The 17784-nt window shown below is 35.9% G+C and carries 12 protein-coding genes and 2 pseudogenes; 9 read left to right on the top strand and 5 right to left on the bottom strand.

Annotated features, from left to right (window positions below):
- Positions 1-665 precede the first annotated feature (665 nt).
- Positions 666-2036, bottom strand: coding sequence for a serine hydrolase domain-containing protein (locus J3U71_RS10270; protein ID WP_267394130.1), 1371 nt, complete (start codon positions 2034-2036; stop codon positions 666-668).
- Between the two features lie 187 nt (positions 2037-2223).
- Between J3U71_RS10270 and J3U71_RS10265 the strand changes: the two are divergent.
- Both J3U71_RS10265 and J3U71_RS10260 read left to right on the top strand, forming a co-directional pair.
- A pseudogene (locus tag J3U71_RS10265) lies at positions 2224-3992 on the top strand (oligopeptide ABC transporter substrate-binding protein).
- 36 nt (positions 3993-4028) lie between these two features.
- Positions 4029-4942, top strand: a pseudogene (locus tag J3U71_RS10260) (proline iminopeptidase-family hydrolase).
- A 58-nt stretch (positions 4943-5000) separates the two neighbouring features.
- Here J3U71_RS10260 and J3U71_RS10255 read toward each other — a convergent pair.
- Genes J3U71_RS10255 through J3U71_RS10245 form a run of 3 tightly spaced genes read right to left on the bottom strand, consistent with a single transcriptional unit; the run spans position 5001 to position 7504 of the window.
- Positions 5001-5822, bottom strand: a complete 822-nt coding sequence (locus tag J3U71_RS10255) for a PTS system mannose/fructose/sorbose family transporter subunit IID (protein ID WP_374106766.1) — start codon at positions 5820-5822, stop codon at positions 5001-5003.
- Positions 5797-6591, bottom strand: coding sequence for a PTS mannose/fructose/sorbose/N-acetylgalactosamine transporter subunit IIC (locus tag J3U71_RS10250; RefSeq protein ID WP_220268208.1), 795 nt, complete (start codon positions 6589-6591; stop codon positions 5797-5799). The genes J3U71_RS10255 and J3U71_RS10250 overlap by 26 nt, the downstream gene beginning before the upstream one ends.
- Before the next feature lies 1 nt (position 6592).
- Positions 6593-7504 carry a PTS mannose/fructose/sorbose transporter subunit IIAB gene (locus J3U71_RS10245; protein WP_220268207.1) on the bottom strand — a complete coding sequence of 304 codons (912 nt, stop codon included), beginning with the start codon at positions 7502-7504 and terminating at the stop codon, positions 6593-6595.
- A 174-nt stretch (positions 7505-7678) separates the two neighbouring features.
- On the opposite strand from J3U71_RS10245, the gene J3U71_RS10240 reads away from it, so the two are divergent.
- Positions 7679-8926, top strand: coding sequence for an alpha-L-fucosidase (locus tag J3U71_RS10240; protein WP_267394128.1), 1248 nt, complete (start codon positions 7679-7681; stop codon positions 8924-8926).
- Between the two features lie 18 nt (positions 8927-8944).
- Entirely contained in the window at positions 8945-9664 is a 720-nt protein-coding gene (locus J3U71_RS10235; RefSeq protein WP_220268205.1) for a GntR family transcriptional regulator, read from the top strand.
- A 29-nt stretch (positions 9665-9693) separates the two neighbouring features.
- Here the strand turns inward: J3U71_RS10235 and J3U71_RS10230 are convergent, their stop codons facing one another.
- Entirely contained in the window at positions 9694-10563 is an 870-nt protein-coding gene (locus J3U71_RS10230; protein WP_220268204.1) for an RluA family pseudouridine synthase, read from the bottom strand.
- Between the two features lie 86 nt (positions 10564-10649).
- Here J3U71_RS10230 and J3U71_RS10225 point away from each other — a divergent pair, with 86 nt between their 5' ends.
- Genes J3U71_RS10225 through J3U71_RS10205 form a run of 5 tightly spaced genes read left to right on the top strand, consistent with a single transcriptional unit; the run spans position 10650 to position 17752 of the window.
- A complete protein-coding gene (locus J3U71_RS10225) occupies positions 10650-12707 on the top strand; it encodes a PBP1A family penicillin-binding protein (protein ID WP_267394124.1) in 2058 nt (685 codons plus the stop codon).
- Positions 12708-12723: 16 nt separating this feature from the next.
- Positions 12724-13074, top strand: coding sequence for a YlbF family regulator (locus J3U71_RS10220; RefSeq protein WP_220268202.1), 351 nt, complete (start codon positions 12724-12726; stop codon positions 13072-13074).
- A gap of 8 nt (positions 13075-13082) precedes the next feature.
- Positions 13083-14300, top strand: coding sequence for a metallophosphoesterase family protein (locus J3U71_RS10215; protein ID WP_267394122.1), 1218 nt, complete (start codon positions 13083-13085; stop codon positions 14298-14300).
- On the top strand, positions 14281-16782 hold the full coding sequence (locus J3U71_RS10210; RefSeq protein WP_267394120.1) for an ATP-binding protein: 2502 nt from the start codon (positions 14281-14283) through the stop codon (positions 16780-16782). Before J3U71_RS10215 ends, J3U71_RS10210 begins: the two co-directional genes overlap by 20 nt.
- The gene (locus tag J3U71_RS10205) at positions 16775-17752 is read left to right on the top strand and encodes a 3'-5' exoribonuclease YhaM family protein (protein WP_220219940.1); all 978 of its coding nucleotides are present in this window, start codon (positions 16775-16777) and stop codon (positions 17750-17752) included. The genes J3U71_RS10210 and J3U71_RS10205 overlap by 8 nt, the downstream gene beginning before the upstream one ends.
- Positions 17753-17784: the final 32 nt, after the last annotated feature.

Genomic DNA, 17784 nt, shown 5'->3' with positions numbered 1-17784 from the left:
AAATTTATTTTTCAACGCTTTTTATAATTGTCCTAAACTTGTTTTTGTCAATATACTAAAGCATGTGATATAAAGAACACTCATATTGCAATAAGCAATAGTATTGGAAAAATCAATTTGGCTTCATCAGAAGGTAACTTAATATTGTTATAACTTCCATTCTAAATGACTTCTATAAAAATCAAAATATTTTCAAGCTATTCTTCAGCTAGATTGAGTGTAGTGATTGAATCATGGACATGAACTTGTAGATAAAAAGTGATACCTTTTTCATGAATATAACTGTTGATAATTTCTTGATAGCTTATTTGGCGTATTTAAATTTACTTTTTGCTTGATTTGTACAAATGAGAGCTTTTGCACAAACTAAGAATTATATATAAATTAACTTCAATTCAATACAAGGCAGAGTAATAGTAATAAATCGAGTTGATCATATGATCATTTTTAGATGTTATTTTCTTTAATATTCCCTTTTCAATTGTTTTGGTTCTTAAAGCAAGGAAAATTTTTAAATAATATAGAAAAAAGAATACTATCAAAATTATCAATGAAGAAATGATGTATTTAATTATTCACATTCATCGAAGCGTATCCTAGCCAGTATCAATTAAAACAGTAAAAAAGCACTACGATTAATTTCGCAGTGCTTTTTGGCCTGAAACTCACTTTACTTTAATAAATTCAGTCGGCTTTTTAAGTGCAGGATCTGATTGTAAGTAAATTTTATCAGTACCTAGTTCAATCGGGATTAATTCATGTTGGTAAAGTCGAGCTTCAATGTACATTTTGCCATTCGCTCCCACAAGTATTGGATTATTCCATTTACCGATAGTTGCTTTAAGCTCGCCATTTTCGTCACAAAGAGTAACCAAACCATAGCCAGGATTATGATAATCACCCAGTAACTCAGATTTTGCCTTAACTGCATGGCAGTCATTTCCTTTAAGTTTGGCAATTTTATCTTCTCTTGCCTGGTTCTTCTTCTCCATAATTTTACTTATTTTATCGGCCCAGTCAGTGTCATGAATTCCTAAGATCTCATCAATTGTTTGGTAAGCTAAAGCAAAAATTGATTCGGTTGAATCCATGTTGGTAGTTACAACAAAGGCCAAATCAAGGTCAGGAACAAAGCCCAAAAATGAGCAATATCCTATATATGAACCACTGTGATAAAAGTACTTGTGACCACGGTAGTCTTCCATCATCATTCCTAAACCATAAGCACCAAAATTAGCACCACCATATGCTCGGCTAGGAGGCATAATTGATTGCGGCTGATAACGCTGGGCAGTAACCTCAGTTGAAGTTGATTTTTGGGTTTTTAATTGAAATTCGCCCCAAGTTAGCAAGTCGGAAATTGTTGCTAACATGCTGCTGGCTCCGCCAACTTTACCAGGTGCAATAAACGGTACCTCTTGCGTAACATCGTTATCTCGAATATAAGGCTTAGGAATTCTGTTACGTGGTGCTTCATGATGATTAATGAAAGTATTATTCATATGAAGTGGCTTAAGTAAGTGTTCACGCTCGTATGAGCCATAATCCTGACCTATTGCTTGTTCCATTACGTAGGTTGCAACGGCATAAACCAGATTACTATATTGCATTTTAACTCGTAATTCATGGTTAGGCTCTAAATAGCCGACATGTTCAGCTTTTTCTTTTAAAGTTAAATCATGCTTATTCATGTTAGTAAAACGCATTAAGTCGTGAGCAGGCAGTCCACTTTGATGACTTAGGGCATCTCTAAACGTTAAATGATCTTGGGCATATTTATCAACGAGTTGAAAGTCTGGCCAATATTTTTTTAAAGGATCATCTAGGCTGATTCTACCTTCATCAGCTAATTGACAAATTGCTGTTGCTAAAAAGGACTTAGAAATTGAAGCTAGAGGATATAAGCTATCTTCGTTAGCGTCGCCGTAAACATGGCTGTAGCTTTCATTTTTGTGATAAATTCCAAAGCCTAAACTTGGCAGATTGAATGTATCTCTTACTTTTTCAGCAAAGTCATTTATTTTTTGTTTATCCATTACTACTCCTTTTGTAAATTACTAATCTAAAATAGGCGAAAAGTAAAATAACAATCTTTTATAAAACATTTTACTCTTTTTAAAGGCAAAATTAAATATTCTTCTCATAATTATGATGTAATTATTTGACTATTATGATATATTTATTAGCGTAATAAAATTAATTTATATAGAAATGAGAAAATATATAAAAAAGAACAAATTGTTAACCTCAATTGGTGTTTTAAGTCTCTCTGCAATTTCTTTAGTTGGTTGTGGCAAGCAGAATAATACTAGTAATGATGAAACTAAAAATGTTTCTAAATTCCCAATTGAAACTCCAAAAAAGGCTGTCAAACAAGGTGGAACTGTTAAGATTGCAGTTGAAACAGACACACCGTTTTCTGGAATTTTTTCGCAGGAATTATCTTCGGAAGATGTCGATTCAATGGTAGCTTCTCCAGGTCAAGAGACCCTGTTTGACAGTGATGATCACTTTAAAGTTACTGATAAGGGTGCAGCAACGCGTGAATTGGATCAAAAGAACAAAACCATTACCATTAATATTAAAAAAGGTGTTAAATGGTCCGACGGTAAACAAGTTGTTGCTAAAGTTTATGAATATGCTTATGAAATTTTAGCAAACAAGGACACAGCTTGCCCTCGGTATAGTAGTCAGTTTGAAGTTTTAAAAGGTTTGAAAGAATCTCATGAAGGCAAGGCAAAAACGATTTTGGCATTGAAATGCCAGATGGGGAAAATGGTCGTAAATTAGTTCTCCATTTCACGGAATTAAGTCCAAGTATGTCTAATGCAGGTAGTCGTTCTCTCTGGGAAGCAGTTGAACCTTATCATTACCTTAAAGATGTTCCTTTCTCTAAATTAAAATCATCTGATAAAATTAGAAAGAATCCATTATTCTTTGGGCCATATAAAATGGAAAAACTGGTTCGAGGACAATCCGCCACTTGGTTTCCTAATGAGTATTACTGGCGTGGCAAGCCAAAATTAGATAAAATCGTTGTTTCTGTCGTTTCCCCTAATTCTGCTTCGCAGGCCATTAAGAGTCATAAGTTTGATGTGATTCCTGTGATTAACACTCAATGGCCTCAGGTAAAAGATACCAAGAATGTTAACTTTGTAGCACAAATTCCAATTGCTTACCATTACCTTGGTTTTAAAGTTGGTAAGTGGGATAAAAAACTCAGCAAAAACGTTGAAAATCCTAAATCTAAGATGAATAACAAGGCTTTACGTCAAGCCATTGGTTATGCAATGAACGTTGATGCCGTCAATAAACGTTATACGTATTCTTTAACCTTTAGAGTAAAAACTCTAATTCCGGAAATCTTTGGTGATTACTACGATAAGGGTGCTAAAGGCTTTGATTATAACCTTAAGAAAGCAAATGATATTCTCGATAAGGCAGGCTATAAGAAGAAGGGTAAGTGTCGTGTCCAACCTAATGGTAAACCACTTAAAATTAATGTAGCCGCAATGAGTGGGGATGCGACTAAAGAACCAATCATTCAAAATTATATTCAACAGTGGCACAAGGTAGGCTTAAATGTTCAGCTGGCCACGGGACGCTTGATTGCGCACAACTCGTTTTATGACAAATTACAAAACGATGATAAGGGTATTGATATGTATATCGGTGGCTGGTCAACACCAACTGAGCCATCTCCACATCCGTACTACAGCGAATCCGCACCATTTAACATGACCCGCTTTGTAACTGCTAAAAACAATAAGTTATTGACAGAAATGAATTCGCAGAAGGCATTTAACCATAAATATCGGGTACAAAAATTCCACGAATGGCAACAATACATGAATGATGAAGCTTATGTCATTCCAATTGATAATTCTTACCAAATTACAGCTGTGAATAACAAGCTTACGGGATATTCACTCAAGCCTTCAGAGGGCAATAATGGACATCCATTATGGTACAAGGTTGGTTATGCAAAATAATCTTATTAAAAGACTAGAAGGGGACAAAATCAAATAATGAGAACAGGATCAAAAATTATCACTTTAGACAACGGCTACCACTTATGGACGAGTACACAGGGTGAAGGTGACATCCACTTGTTAGCCTTGCATGGTGGACCTGGTGGTAACCATGAATATTGGGAAGATGCCGCTGACCAATTGAAAAAGCAGGGATTAGATGTCCAGGTCACGATGTATGATCAACTTGGTTCACTTTACTCTGATCAACCAGATTATGATGATCCAGAAATTGCCGCTAAGTATTTAACCTATGAATATTTCCTTGATGAAGTAGATGAAGTTAGGGATAAACTTGGACTCGATACTGTTATTTAATTGGTCAAAGTTGGAATGGACTTTTGGCGCGAGAATACGCCATTAAATATGGTCAACACCTTAAAGGAACGATTATTTCTTCAATGGTTGATGATACTGATGACTATATCGCTTCAATTAACTGGCGTAGAAAAGAGATTTTCCCACAAACGGAAATTGATTTTATGCGTGAATGTGAAGAAAATAATGACTATGACAATAAGCGTTACCAGGAAGATGTTCAAATATTGAACATTAACTTCCTTGATCGTCGTCAGCCGTGCAAACTTTACCATATTAAGCGAATTGGTGGTTTACCTGTCTACCATGCTTTCCAAGGTGATAACGAGTTTGTCGTTACAGGTAAGCTAAAAGATTGGCATTTCAGAAAGTACCTAAAAGAAATTAAAATGCCAACTCTACTAACCTTTGGCGAAGAAGATACAATGCCACTAGAAACTGCTAAAATTATGCAAAAAGAAATCCCTAATTCTCGTTTAGTAACTACACCAAATGCTGGACAGCACCACATGGCTGATAACCCCGACGTCTACTATAAGCATGTAGCTGACTTTATCAGAGAAGTGGAAGCAGGTACTTTTAAGGGTGAATAACTAAAACAAAAAACATGAGGTTTATCTCATGTTTTTTGTTTTTATATTTAAAAGACAGTTATTTACCAATAATTCCTAATCCGCCTAATATAATTCCAGCTACTAGAACAGTAACAATTAATTTAGTAGATGACATTTTCTTTTTACCTAAAAGCCAGTAGCAAATAGCAACTAAAAGCACTGGTACAATAGCTGGCATTATTTGGTCTAAAATGGTCTGGGCCCGAAGTGTTACTTTACCTGTTTTAAACACTAAAGGAACGTTTGCGTTCACAACAGTTGGTATTAAAGCACCAACAACTGTAACTCCAAGTAGAATAGCTGCGTCGGTTAGCCTATTTAATTTGTTTCCAGCAGCATAAATTAATTTTTCACCTTGCGAGTATCCTAAAGGAAGAAGAGTAAAGCGAAGAAATAAGACTACAATGTTTGCTATTAGCCAAATGATTGCTCCAATCGGATTCCCTTTCAACCCCATGTAAGCCGCAATTGAGCCAAAAATAGTTGGTAAAATGACGCCTATTATTGTGTCGCCAACACCTGCGAAAGAACCCATAAGACCCGCCTTTAATCCTGCAATTGCTTCTTCAGCTTTGCGGCCTTCTTTCTCTTCAATGGCTATATCCATACCAACAATAAATCCTCCAATATATGCGTTGGTATTAAAAAATTGATTATGAAGTTTCATCATTGCTATTCGGTCATCTTTATCAGGGTATAGCTTCTGAATAGTTGGCAGCATTGTATACAGATAGCCAGTTGACATCATTCTTTCATAATTCCAACATATTTGGCTACTCCATAACCATCTCCAATTTGCTCGAAATAGATCTTTTTTTGTTATATTTTGACTGTTAATCTTCATATTCGCCGAACTCATTTTCTTGCCCTCCTTCAGTAGCATTATTAGTTGCAACATTATTATCAGTTTGCTTATAGTAAATTATAGCCATTGCTACTCCGATAATTGCTACGCCCAACATTGGTACTTTAATGTATGCAGCTAAAAAGAAACCAATAAAAAGGTATGCAATAAATTTCTTTGTAGGTAAGAACCTCAGAAGTATTGCAATTCCTACTACTGGTAAAATACCACCTGCCGCGGATAGTCCAGCAGTTAACCAAGTAGGTAGTGCATTAACTACAGTTTGAATTGTGCTTTTACCTACTAGTAACATTAAAAGTACTGGAACAGCACGCGATAGTCCCCATGGGAACATACCAAAAATAATGTTTCGTTCAACTCCAATTTCATCATCTTTTTCAATTGCTTTGTCTACTCTGTGTAAGAAATAAGTATTAGTAAATCGTGCTAAAACATCGAGTTGTACCATTAATAGACCGACAGGAACGGCTAATCCAATTGCAAAACTAACCCCTTTATTACTCATCACAGCGTAAGCGGTCCCAACAATTGCACCTGTCATAAAGTCAGGCATACTTGCCCCACCATATGTACCAACACCTAGTACCATTAACTGCAATGTTGCACCAACAACTAAACCCGTTTTGATATCACCCATAATAATACCGGATACCAGACCAATTAATAATGGATAATTGCATAAAATACCAACTGTAAGTTGATCTATAATCATCCAAAAGGCTAAAGCTGTTAATAATAATATTTGCCACCATGCAATTCCCATTTTAGTTCTCCTTTTCGTTTATCATTGGCATAAACTCTTCTTGCTTATCATTAGGGACCATCTGATGATAAAGGGTAATTCCTTGATCAGCTAACTTTTTAAAAATAACAACATCGTCTGAAGTCACAGCAACACTTTTGGCGACTTGTCTTGCTCCTTGTGACATAGACATGTTGCCTACATTTATGTCGGGAAGTTTGACTGAGCTGTTTACTAGCTGATAAAGTACTTGTGGCTTTTTAACAATTAAAAAAACTCTTTGACCATTATATTGACCACTAGTTATTCTTTTTGCGGCGCCTTTAATAGTTAATATACTCAAATGTACTCCAGCAGGAACAGCTGTTTTTAAAGTTTCTTTTTGAACTTTACTTTTAACGATTTGATCATCAACTACCATAATTCTTGTTGCATTCAAGTTTCTGGTCCACATTGTTGCAACCTGGCCGTGTATTAAGCGAGAATCAATTCGCACATTTATTAGTGGGTTTCCAGTATTCTTTGAAATTACTTTTTCATTTGAGGTCTTAGGGTCGGTTTTTAAGTGTGTCTTTCCCGTATCACCAGTCATTTCAATGGTTTGTTGTATGGCTTCATCAATAGGAGTCCCTGTTGCTAAAGATAAAATTAGCATTAAAGATAGTCCTGAAAAAAGTCTAATATTTGGATGATCTGCTATAAAAATTTTAGCGGCATTAGCAGGTGTTCCATTAGGAATATCTACGATAATTGCTATATTCTCTGATGCTTCATTGCTTTTTTTTAAGATATCTCTATAGCATCTAACAACATCATCAACGCTCATAGGGTCTTTAAAAGAAATCACTTCAAAGCCACTCAATGATCCTGTGATAATTTCACAACTTTTCAGTGTTTCTAAAGCATAATCACCATGACTAGCTAGAATAAACATTAAATCACACTCCTCTTATCAAAATTAATGTGTTAACTTGCTGACAAGTTAGATTTTAATTCTAAATGAAAGCAATTGCAATACCTTATTTAAAGCTTTTTGCATAAAAACAAAGTAGACATTTTTTCATAATAGTGATTAACTTAATGTATTAAGTTAAAGAAAGGAATTAACATGAATAGAAAACTAACTAGAATAAAAAAATATGAAGATTTAGGGATCGGTCTTTTTATTCATTGGGGTTTGTACTCTCAACTTAAGGTTGGAGAATGGACTGAATATATCCATCATAGAGATAAAAGAGAATATGAACAATTAATAAATAAATTTAATGCTGAAGAATTTGATGCTGATTATTTAGTTTCTAATGCCAAAAAAATGGGTGCAAAATATATTGTTTTAACTACAAAGCATCATGAAGGTTTTTTCTTATATGATACTAAGGGCTTATCTAAATTTGATGCAATACATAGTCCAGCCAAACGAGATATAATCAAAGAATTTATAAATGCATGTAACAAACAAAAAATCAAGCCTTTTTTATATATGGCTACCTATGATTGGCATTCTGATTTGTACCAAAACGATTTTGAGGGTTATCTTAATTATCTTTTGGAATCTGTCAGAATTTTATGTACAAATTATGGGCCAGTAGGCGGATTTTGGTTTGATGGGGACTGGAACAAAAAAGATGCAAACTGGAAACTAGATCGTTTGTATGGCATGATTAGAAAATATCAGCCTAATGCAATTATTGTGAATAACACTGGTCTCAAGAATAGAGGAAAAATTAGCAATCCAGAAATTGACGTTGTAACTTATGAAAGAAAAACGCCAGATCAGGTCAACCATGGATTTTGGGGAAAATATGTAGCAGGAGAAGCATCAATTACAATGAATCAACATTGGGGGTTTGCAAAAAATGATGTTAATTTCAAATCTACTAAGGAAATTGTCGAAAATATCGTTCACGCTCGAGGAATCGGAGCTAATATTTTATTAAATATTGGCTTAACTGGTACGGGTGAAATTCCTATAATGAATCAAGCAATAATGGAACAAGTTGGTAAATGGGTAAATATGGCAAATGAGAGTCTTTATGAAACGCGCCCCAAGCAAGAACTTAGGGCTAGTGGAAATACGAAAGACGTGGTATTGCAAAACAAAAGTAAAAATAGTATATACTTATTTATTCATGATTTGAAAATTGTTGGTAATGAAAATGTTGTATTAGGAGGAGAAGGTATTAATTTACGGTCATTTAGTGGTATATTCAAAGAAATTAAGAAGATAACTTGGTTAGATAATGGTGAGAGTGTCCCATTCATGCAAGATAAAAATAAGGGAATACTAACAATTGATGCTGGTGGCTATACTTATGGAACTGATTGGTGTGTGAGGGTAGCCAAGATCAATTTTTAAAAAATATGGTGAAAGGTAATGTCAAAATATCAAGATATTGTTTTAAAACTAGTTGAAAAGCTAAATAATGGTACGTTAAATCCTGGGGACCGTTTTTATAGTGAATCTGAAATCACCCAAATTTATCACGTGAGCTCTACTACTGCTGTTAAAGTTTTAAACACATTAGAGCAGCAGAATAAGGTTACCCGAGTGCAAGGTAGTGGTACTTTTGTTGCTAAAGAATCACATAAAAGAATAGCAATGTTGACTGACTTAAATTTGGGTGTTGGTCAGGGGGAAAGCGTCAAGGTTTTATCAGCTAATTTAGGTAAAGACCAAGAAATTAATAAAAGGCTCCATCTCCGAAAAGGTGATAAGTATCTTGAGGTTAGACGTATAAAGTATATTGGAGAAAAAGCTTCTCAGTATTCTATAAGCTACTTAAATCCTAAATTTATTGATTTAACAAATTTAAATGATTTATCTTTATTTAATTCTATTTATCAAAAAGTACGTGATGATTCAAAAATAGACCCATATGAATTACCATTTAAACAAAAAAATTGGGCTAAAAGTATTGAAAATAAAGAAATTTTGCAGTACTTTATACCAATTCAGAGTAAACTCTTGTTTATTTGTCAGGAAAGAGAAACATATCTTCCCTATACATCTGATGAATTATTAGAATATGCAGTTAGTTATAAGTTGCCTGAGTATTGGGGCTATGAAGCTGAAGCAACAGCATATAGACAATAATAAAAGTCATGAGATTTTTCTCAAGGCTTTTATTTTTTCAGCAGCAGTACTTTCTCTTCAGGTAGTTTGATTTCAATTTGTTCGAGGCTAAATGGCTTTATTAAAGACATTTGGTATGCAGTCAAATGTAAAAGCTCGTTTGAGTCACCTTGCGGGTTATATAATGGATCTCCAATGATAGGGGAGCCAATTGCGGCTAAGTGGACCCGTATTTGGTGCGTTCGGCCAGTTTCAAGTGTAACTTTGATTAATGCGGTTTGATCATTATAACGTTTTAAAATTTGGTAATGAGTGATTGACTTGAGTCCACCGCTTTTTATCATTCGTTTCCGCTGATCTAATGGATCGCGACTAATTGGCAAATCTATCATACCTGAATCCTGTAAATTTTTAGAGTTGTCAACAAGTGCTAAGTATTCGCGATGAAAAGCCTTAGTAGTCAATTCTCGATTCAAAATTGGCACAACAGCTGGGTTTTTAGCTACAAGGAGTAGCCCGCTAGTTAGCATGTCTAAGCGATGAACAATAAAAGGAGTGTGCTTTAAATAGGTTGCACAATCGTTCAGAGCAGTATTGGTTTCATTTGAATTTGGATGCGTTTTTTGTCCAGCGGGTTTGTTAATGATTAACAAATCTTCATCTTCAAAAACTACATCAGGTAATTGACCATTTGCGGGATATTTTTTTTGGCCTGATTCAACATGTTCTAAAAAAAGCTCAATTTTATCGCCTGGATTGATTAGGCGATTAAAATATAGATAAGAACCGTTAATTAGTACTTTTTGCTCGCACCGCAAATAATGACGCCATTTTCGAGGAATTAAAAGTTTGCGTAAAAGTTCATTTACAGAACATGGTTTAAGATTTTTGGGGTAGTTAAGTGTAAAATAGTAGCTCATAAATATTTATTAAATCTTTTTGAAAATAAAGGTAGTACTTTCTGATATGATACAATTTTAGTTGTTTCTAAAAAGGAGCAGATAAAATGGAAAATAATGAACCAAAGAGAAACGGACTTGGTGGCTTATGGCACCGGTTTGATCACCGTTTTTATATCGGGCGCTGGATTATCTTGATCCTGCTAACCTTCACTTTTTTGGTTTGTACTTATTATACCGTCAAAGTAAAAACTTCAAACATCTCAAATCTAAAAGCATCCCTGTCAACGACCACGGCCATTTATGATCATAAAAGTCAAAAAGCGGGTTCGTTATATTCACAAAAGGGAACTTTTGTTGAATACAATAAAATTTCACCTAACGTCAAAAATGCCGTAATTTCAACTGAAGACCGAACTTTTTGGACAAACCCTGGCTTTAGTATTAAGGGAATGGTTAGAGCAGCCTTAGGGCTAGTGATTCACCGAGGACAAATTTCTGGCGGTGGCTCAACTTTAACGCAGCAGCTAGCCAAAAATGCTTTATTAACGCAACGCCAAACTATCTCACGTAAAGTAGAAGAACTATTTTTTGCGATTGAGATTACGCACGTTTACTCAAAAAAAGATATTTTAACTATGTATTTGAACAAAGCCTACTTTGGTAACGGTGTTTGGGGCGTGCAAGATGCCAGTAGGAAATACTTTGGTAAGGATGCTAGTCAGTTAACGGTGGGCGAAGGAGCTTGTTTAGCTGGAATTTTGCGGAATCCAAGTAAATATAATCCAATTGATCATCTGAATTATTCACTTTCAAGGCGTAATTTGGTTTTGGACTTGATGGTTTCAAATGATAAGCTAACCAAACAGCAGGCACAATCAGCTCAAAGACAAGGTTTAACTTTACGTGATACCTATCATAATCAGGATGGCTATCGTTATCCTTACTTTTTTGACGCTGTGGTCGATGAAGCGATTAATCGCTACGGTCTAAAAGAAGAAGATGTGATGAATAAGGGACTTCGTATTTATACGACGTTAAACCAAAATTATCAGCAGCAACTTCAGGAAAAATTTTCCCAAGACTGGCTATTTCCACAGGAGTCTTCTGACGGAACAAAGACTCAAGGAGCCAGTGTGGTGATGGATCCAAGTACTGGAGCTGTTCGTGCTGTCATTGGTGGACGAGGAAAACATGTCTTTCGGGGTTATAATCGTGCAACACAAATGAAGCGGCAGCCGGGTTCATCGATTAAACCAATTGTGTCTTACGCACCTGCTCTCCAGCAGGGCTACCATTATGATTCACAGCTTTCGAATAATCTGCAACGCTTTGGTAAAAATGGCTATCAGCCGCATAACGTTGATAACGGTTATTCTGATAAGATTCCAATGTATGTGGCATTAGCACAAAGTAAAAACGTGCCAGCCGTTTGGTTACTTGATCGGATTGGTGTTTCTAAGGGCGTCCAGTCCGCTAATAATTTCGGTATTAAAGTAGCCAAAGAAGATCAAAACCTCGCTTTGGCCTTAGGTGGGCTATCAACTGGAGTTTCTCCCATCCAAATGGCGCGGGCGTATTCTGCTTTTGCCAATAAGGGAAATCTTCCAAATAATTATTATTTCATTACTAAAATTACGGATGCTAGTGGCAATGTTATTGGTGAAAATCATGATACTGGAAGACACCGGATTATTTCTGAAAGCACAGCAAAAGAAATGACAACAATGCTTTTAGGAGTTTTTGCTGGTGGTACGGGTACTTCCGCACAACCAGCCGGTTATCGTGTTGCTGGTAAGACGGGTTCAACTGAGGTGCCCAATTCATATGGCTTTGGTACCAAGGACCAGTGGATAGTTGGTTATACTCCTGATGTAGTTGTTGCCACTTGGGTTGGTTATGATCGCACTAATAAACAACATTTTATGCACGGTGTCTCAGAAACCGAAATTACCAGGTTATATAAAGCAGAAATGGAAGGAATTCTTCCTTATACTGCGCAAAATCAGTTTGCTGAACAGGCTCCTAAACAAATTATTCAGAACAATGGTTCTAATTCGGATTGGACTAATGGCTTGAATGAAAAAATACAAAAAGGCTTAGGATCTGCGGGAGAAAAAATAAATGAATGGTATAATGACTTGAAGGGGTTTTTTAACCGTTAATTAGGAGGATTTAATCATGGTAAATATTTATGACGCAACCAATCAGTTAGCTTCTGATTTACAAGAAATTGATGAATTTAAGACTTTACAAGTTGCGATTGATGGAGTTAAAAAAAACACAGAAAGTTCAACTCTATTTAAAAAAATGGATAAGATGCAAAATGCAATTATGAAAATTCAATCACAAGGACAGGAATTGTCACAAGAAATGCAGGAAGAATATAAGAACTTAAATGATCAAGTTCAAAAAGATCCACAAATTTTGAAACTGTTGGAGGCAGAACAGGGCCTTTACAAGATAGTAGAAGAAGTTCAAAGAGTGATTACTAAACCAATAAATGATTTATATAAGGGTCTTAGGAATTAGATAAAACAATGAAATTTATTCATCTTGCTGATGCACACTTAGATAGTCCTTTTTTGGGGCTATCTTTTTTGCCATTTAGGAGTTCTTCATTTATCCATGGTGCTCCTAACCAGTCATTAACAAAAGTCGTTGATTTGGCCCTACAAGAAAATGTTGATCTTGTGTTGATTGCAGGAGATACATTTGATAGTGCTCGGCCTAATCCCAGTAGTCAAATCTTTTTTGCACAACAAATTGCCCGACTAACCGATGCCAAGATTCAAGTTGTCATGATTTTTGGAAACCATGATCACATGAAAAAAGAAGACTTGTTAATTTCTGCAAGCCCCTATTTTAAATTATTAGGTGATGGCGAAACGGTTGAAACCGTCAGCTATCAAACAGCTAACGGTTTCGAATATGAGGTCACGGGTTTTTCTTATTTAAAAAATCACATCACTACCAATAAAATTAGTGAATTTCCAGCTAAAAGCAGACATTATACTTTTGGCTTAATGCACGCACAAGAAAAGTCAGGCCAAAGTAGTCAAAATGTATATGCTCCATTTAATTTAACCGAATTAAAAGAGTTAAACTATGATTATTTTGCTTTAGGTCACATTCATTTGCGGCAAGTTTTATCAACCACTCCTTGGATTGTTTATCCTGGCAATTTGCAAGGGCGCCATATCAATGAAACAGGCGAAAAAGGCTGTTATCTGGGCGAAATAAATGAGCAAACAAAAGAAACAAAAATTCAATTTATTCCTACTTGTCCTATTGTCTGGCAAAAAGTTGCTATCAAATTGCAAAAACCGCTGTTCCAAGCTGATTTGCAGACTTTAATTTGCGATAATCTCACTTCTTCGGTAACGACTTATTACTGCCTAAAAATTATTGGTGCCGAGTATTTGAGCGCAAAAGAACGTGAAATGATCCAGGAAAGTGATTTCTGGCACATGATCTCGCAGCAACTAGATTGTGAATCACAATTAGTGGATGTGCGGCTGGCCAGCAACAGTCACCTAGAAATTGCCGAAAATGATCAAGTTTATTTCAAGCAAGCTGAAAAAGAAGTTTTTGACCAGCAAGAGTTTCAGTCTTTCAGTAATGATTGGGCTAAAAAAGATGATTTTGCGGCTGAACTTGCTCAAAGTGCGCTTTTCGAAGAGCAAGTACAACAACTTGCTGAGGTCAAACTGAATAGTAAATTGAAAGGAATTAGCGATGAAATTAACGAAGATTAAGGTTGTCAATTTTGGCCAATTCTCTGATTTTACGTTTGAACTGCCGGAATCTAATCTCACGGTTTTTTTTGGTGCTAATGAAGCTGGTAAAAGTACGATTGTTGCTTTTATTAAACAAGTTCTATTTGGATTTCACCTAGCCAAGCATACTTCTGCTTTTTTTGAAGATTATAAGCCTTTAGCAAGGGTCAGCCCAATGGGTGGATCATTGTTTTTTACGGATGAGCAGGCTAATACATTTGAATTGGAACGCCTGTATGCACCGGGCAAGGGTTCTAAAGTTGGTACGCTAACTGTTAAGCGTAATGGACAGGTTGTTCCGGAAAATATTTTTTTTGATCAGTTAAAAAATATTGACGGTGAATTTTATTCGGACAGCTTTATCTTTAATCAAGACATGTTAGCCAAAGTTGGCACTATTGGACAGACAGATTTGCTTGAACGCATTTATTATTTAGGCGCTGCTAATAGTGACAAGCTGATTGATCTACGCGACGATTTTGCCAAAAAAGCAAGTACATTATTTAAAAAAGGTGGGACTAATCCGCCGCTTAATCAGTTGCTTAAGCAGTTAAAAGAGCAGAAAATCAAGGTTGATGAAGCAGAGGAAGAATTTTCCGACTACCAAGAATTGCAAAAGCAGTTCAGTGATCAGCAAGCACAATTAACTGAACAGGAAGCACTTTTAACCAAGCTGCAGGATAAACAAAAGCATGCTGAACAACTGCAAAGATTATTGCCGAGCTACCAAAAACTTACCAAGTTAAAGCAAGAAGTAAAAACTGTTTCCTTTGATGAACAACAATATCAAAAAGCGCAAAATTTGCTGATAGAAAAGCAAAATTTGCAAAAACAGACGGAAAATTTGCAAAAACGACTTGCCAAAGTTGCTGGTCAAGATAATTCGCTCCAAAATGGGCATGAATTGGTTCAAAAAAAGCCTGAAGTTTTGCAATGGCGCTCAGAATATCGCTCTTGTTTACAAAAGCAGAAGCAAATTGCCAGTGAAAAAGAACAGTTAGTTACTCTTAACCCAGCATTGGCAAAGGTAGTCGATTTTAGTCAAGATCAAATGGTTACATTGCAAACGGATTACCAAAACTTGTCTTTAAAAGATGACTCTTCAAGGCAAAACACTCAAACTGATGGAAGATATTGGCTGATTGGTTCTGGCTTAATCATCATTCTTGGGTTAATTCTGTTGGTAGTCAATTCACCGCTTTTTGGTGGAGCCGCGCTACTCGGTGGTATTGCCTGTGGAATGTGTGGTTTCACTAAACAAAAGCAGGCCAGGGAGGTCAAGGCCCAGCAGGAAGAGCAAAGAGATTTAGCTCAAAAACAGCGGGCCGCTTTTACTAGTAAGTATGAATTAGAACCGGACCTATTGGATCTACCGAATTTGCTTAACGCGTGGCGGCAATATCAATTACAAATTCAAAAAGAAAAAGCAGTTGAAAGCCAAGAAGAAGATTTACTTTTACAGTCTAGCAAACTTGCTGATAAGATTAGTCAACTTCTTCACCAAGAAGTCCAGCCAGACTTTGAGAGTATTCTTACCGCTTTAGACCAGTTAGAAGCACAGGAAAATCTTGCCCGTCAGAGTAGCGAAGAAAAAGCTAGTTTGCAAAGTACAATTGCTGATAATAATTCTCGTATTAAGGAGCTCGATTTAAAATTAAATGCACTTTTTGCTGCAGCTAATGTAACTGACATGGCTGGCTATACGGCGCTTAAATCAGCTAAATTAAAGCAGGAACAACTCCAGGCTGAAATTAATGTTTTAACGACAAATCTTAAGCCAGATATGGCTGAGTTAAAATTAATTCAGCAAGATACTGCTTTGCAATCCAAGCTTCAAGAATTATTACAGCAAATTGCCAATCAGCAAGAAAAGATACGCCAATTACAAGCGACAAAGGCTGAGTTGAGTGTTAAGATGACTAACCTAGCTAACTCAAACGCCGTCTTTTCAGCTAAGCAAGATTTAGCTAACCTAAAAACTAAGTTTCAGAATTTAAGTACTGAATATTTAGCAGATTTAGCCGTATCAAAATGGATTGCGCGGGCACTAGATTTAGCTTCAAATGAACGCTTTCCTAAAATGTTAGTACTGGCAAAAGAATATTTGCGACTATTAACAAATAATCGGTATAATAGTATTGAAATTGACAAGAAACTAACAGTTACTCGTTATGATGGCAAGAAGATCAAGGTACAGTATTTGTCTCGTGGTACTTCTGAACAACTGTACTTTGCATTAAAACTAGCATTTGTTCAGCAAATAAAAGATCAAATCAACTTACCAATTTTAATTGATGATTCTTTTGTCAATTTTGATGATCAACGAGTTGACCAGATTAAGCAACTATTGGATCAAGTAGCGCAAAACAATCAGGTGTTAATTTTTACAGCGCAATCCACTTTAGTTGAAAAATTGCATATTCAGCCACTAACTTTTAGGAAAGGAACCGAGAATGTATAAACGTTTGCTGGATTATAATGATGGTGAAGAATTGGAGGCAGTTGTATTAATTAAAAATTCACAACTGCGACATACGAAAAAGGGCAAGCTATATTTAGCAATGTCCTTTGGTGATTCGTCAGGTGAAATTCGTGGTAACTTTTGGGATGCCAATAATCAGGATGCTGCGACTTTTAGTGCTGGCACCATTGTTGAATTAGATGGCAAACGTGAGGAATATCAAGGACAACCACAAATCAAGATTTATAGTTTACGAGTTGTTGGTCCTGAAGAAGGCTATGATCTTAAGCAATTTATTAAGTCAGCACCTGAAAAAATTTCTGTCATGAAAGAGGAAATTAATCAGTATGTATTTGAAATCTTAAATCCGACATGGAATCGCATAGTTCGTTTTTTACTGAAAAAATGGGGTGAGCGTTTCTATGATTATCCCGCTGGAAAAAGCAATCATCATGCGGTTAGAGGCGGCTTAGCCTATCATACGCTGTCAATGCTGCGGGATGCCAAGGCAATTGCCGACAACTATCCGCAGGTTGACAGGTCGCTTTTATATGCTGGCTGTATTTTGCATGACATGGGTAAAGTTCTTGAATTAACTGGACCAGCTGCAACGCAATATACCACTGAAGGTAATTTGGTCGGGCATTTAGTATTAATAGATGAACAAATTATGCTGGCGGCTAAGGAACTTAATTTCGATTTAGAAGCCGAGGATATTTTGTTGTTACGGCACATGGTCTTATCGCACCATGGTAAATTTGAGTATGGCTCACCTAAATTACCAGCGTTATTGGAAGCCGAATTGTTACATCGCATAGATGATTTGGATGCTGCTGTTTATGCAATTACTAACGCTTTGCAAAATACGCGGCCGGGTAATTTTACTGATAATATTATGAGCCAAGGTGGCAGGAAATTTTATCGGCCAAAAAAAGATGAACCGTTAACTAAAGCTAGAAAATTAGAGTAAAAAAAAGAAGTTCATTTGAACTTCTTTTTTAT

It is taken from the genome of Lactobacillus sp. B4015 (assembly GCF_026536055.1).
Taxonomy (GTDB): Bacteria; Bacillota; Bacilli; order Lactobacillales; family Lactobacillaceae; genus Lactobacillus; species Lactobacillus panisapium.
The sequence above is the reverse complement of the archived record's forward strand: the minus strand, read 5'-3'. Positions and strand labels throughout refer to the sequence as shown.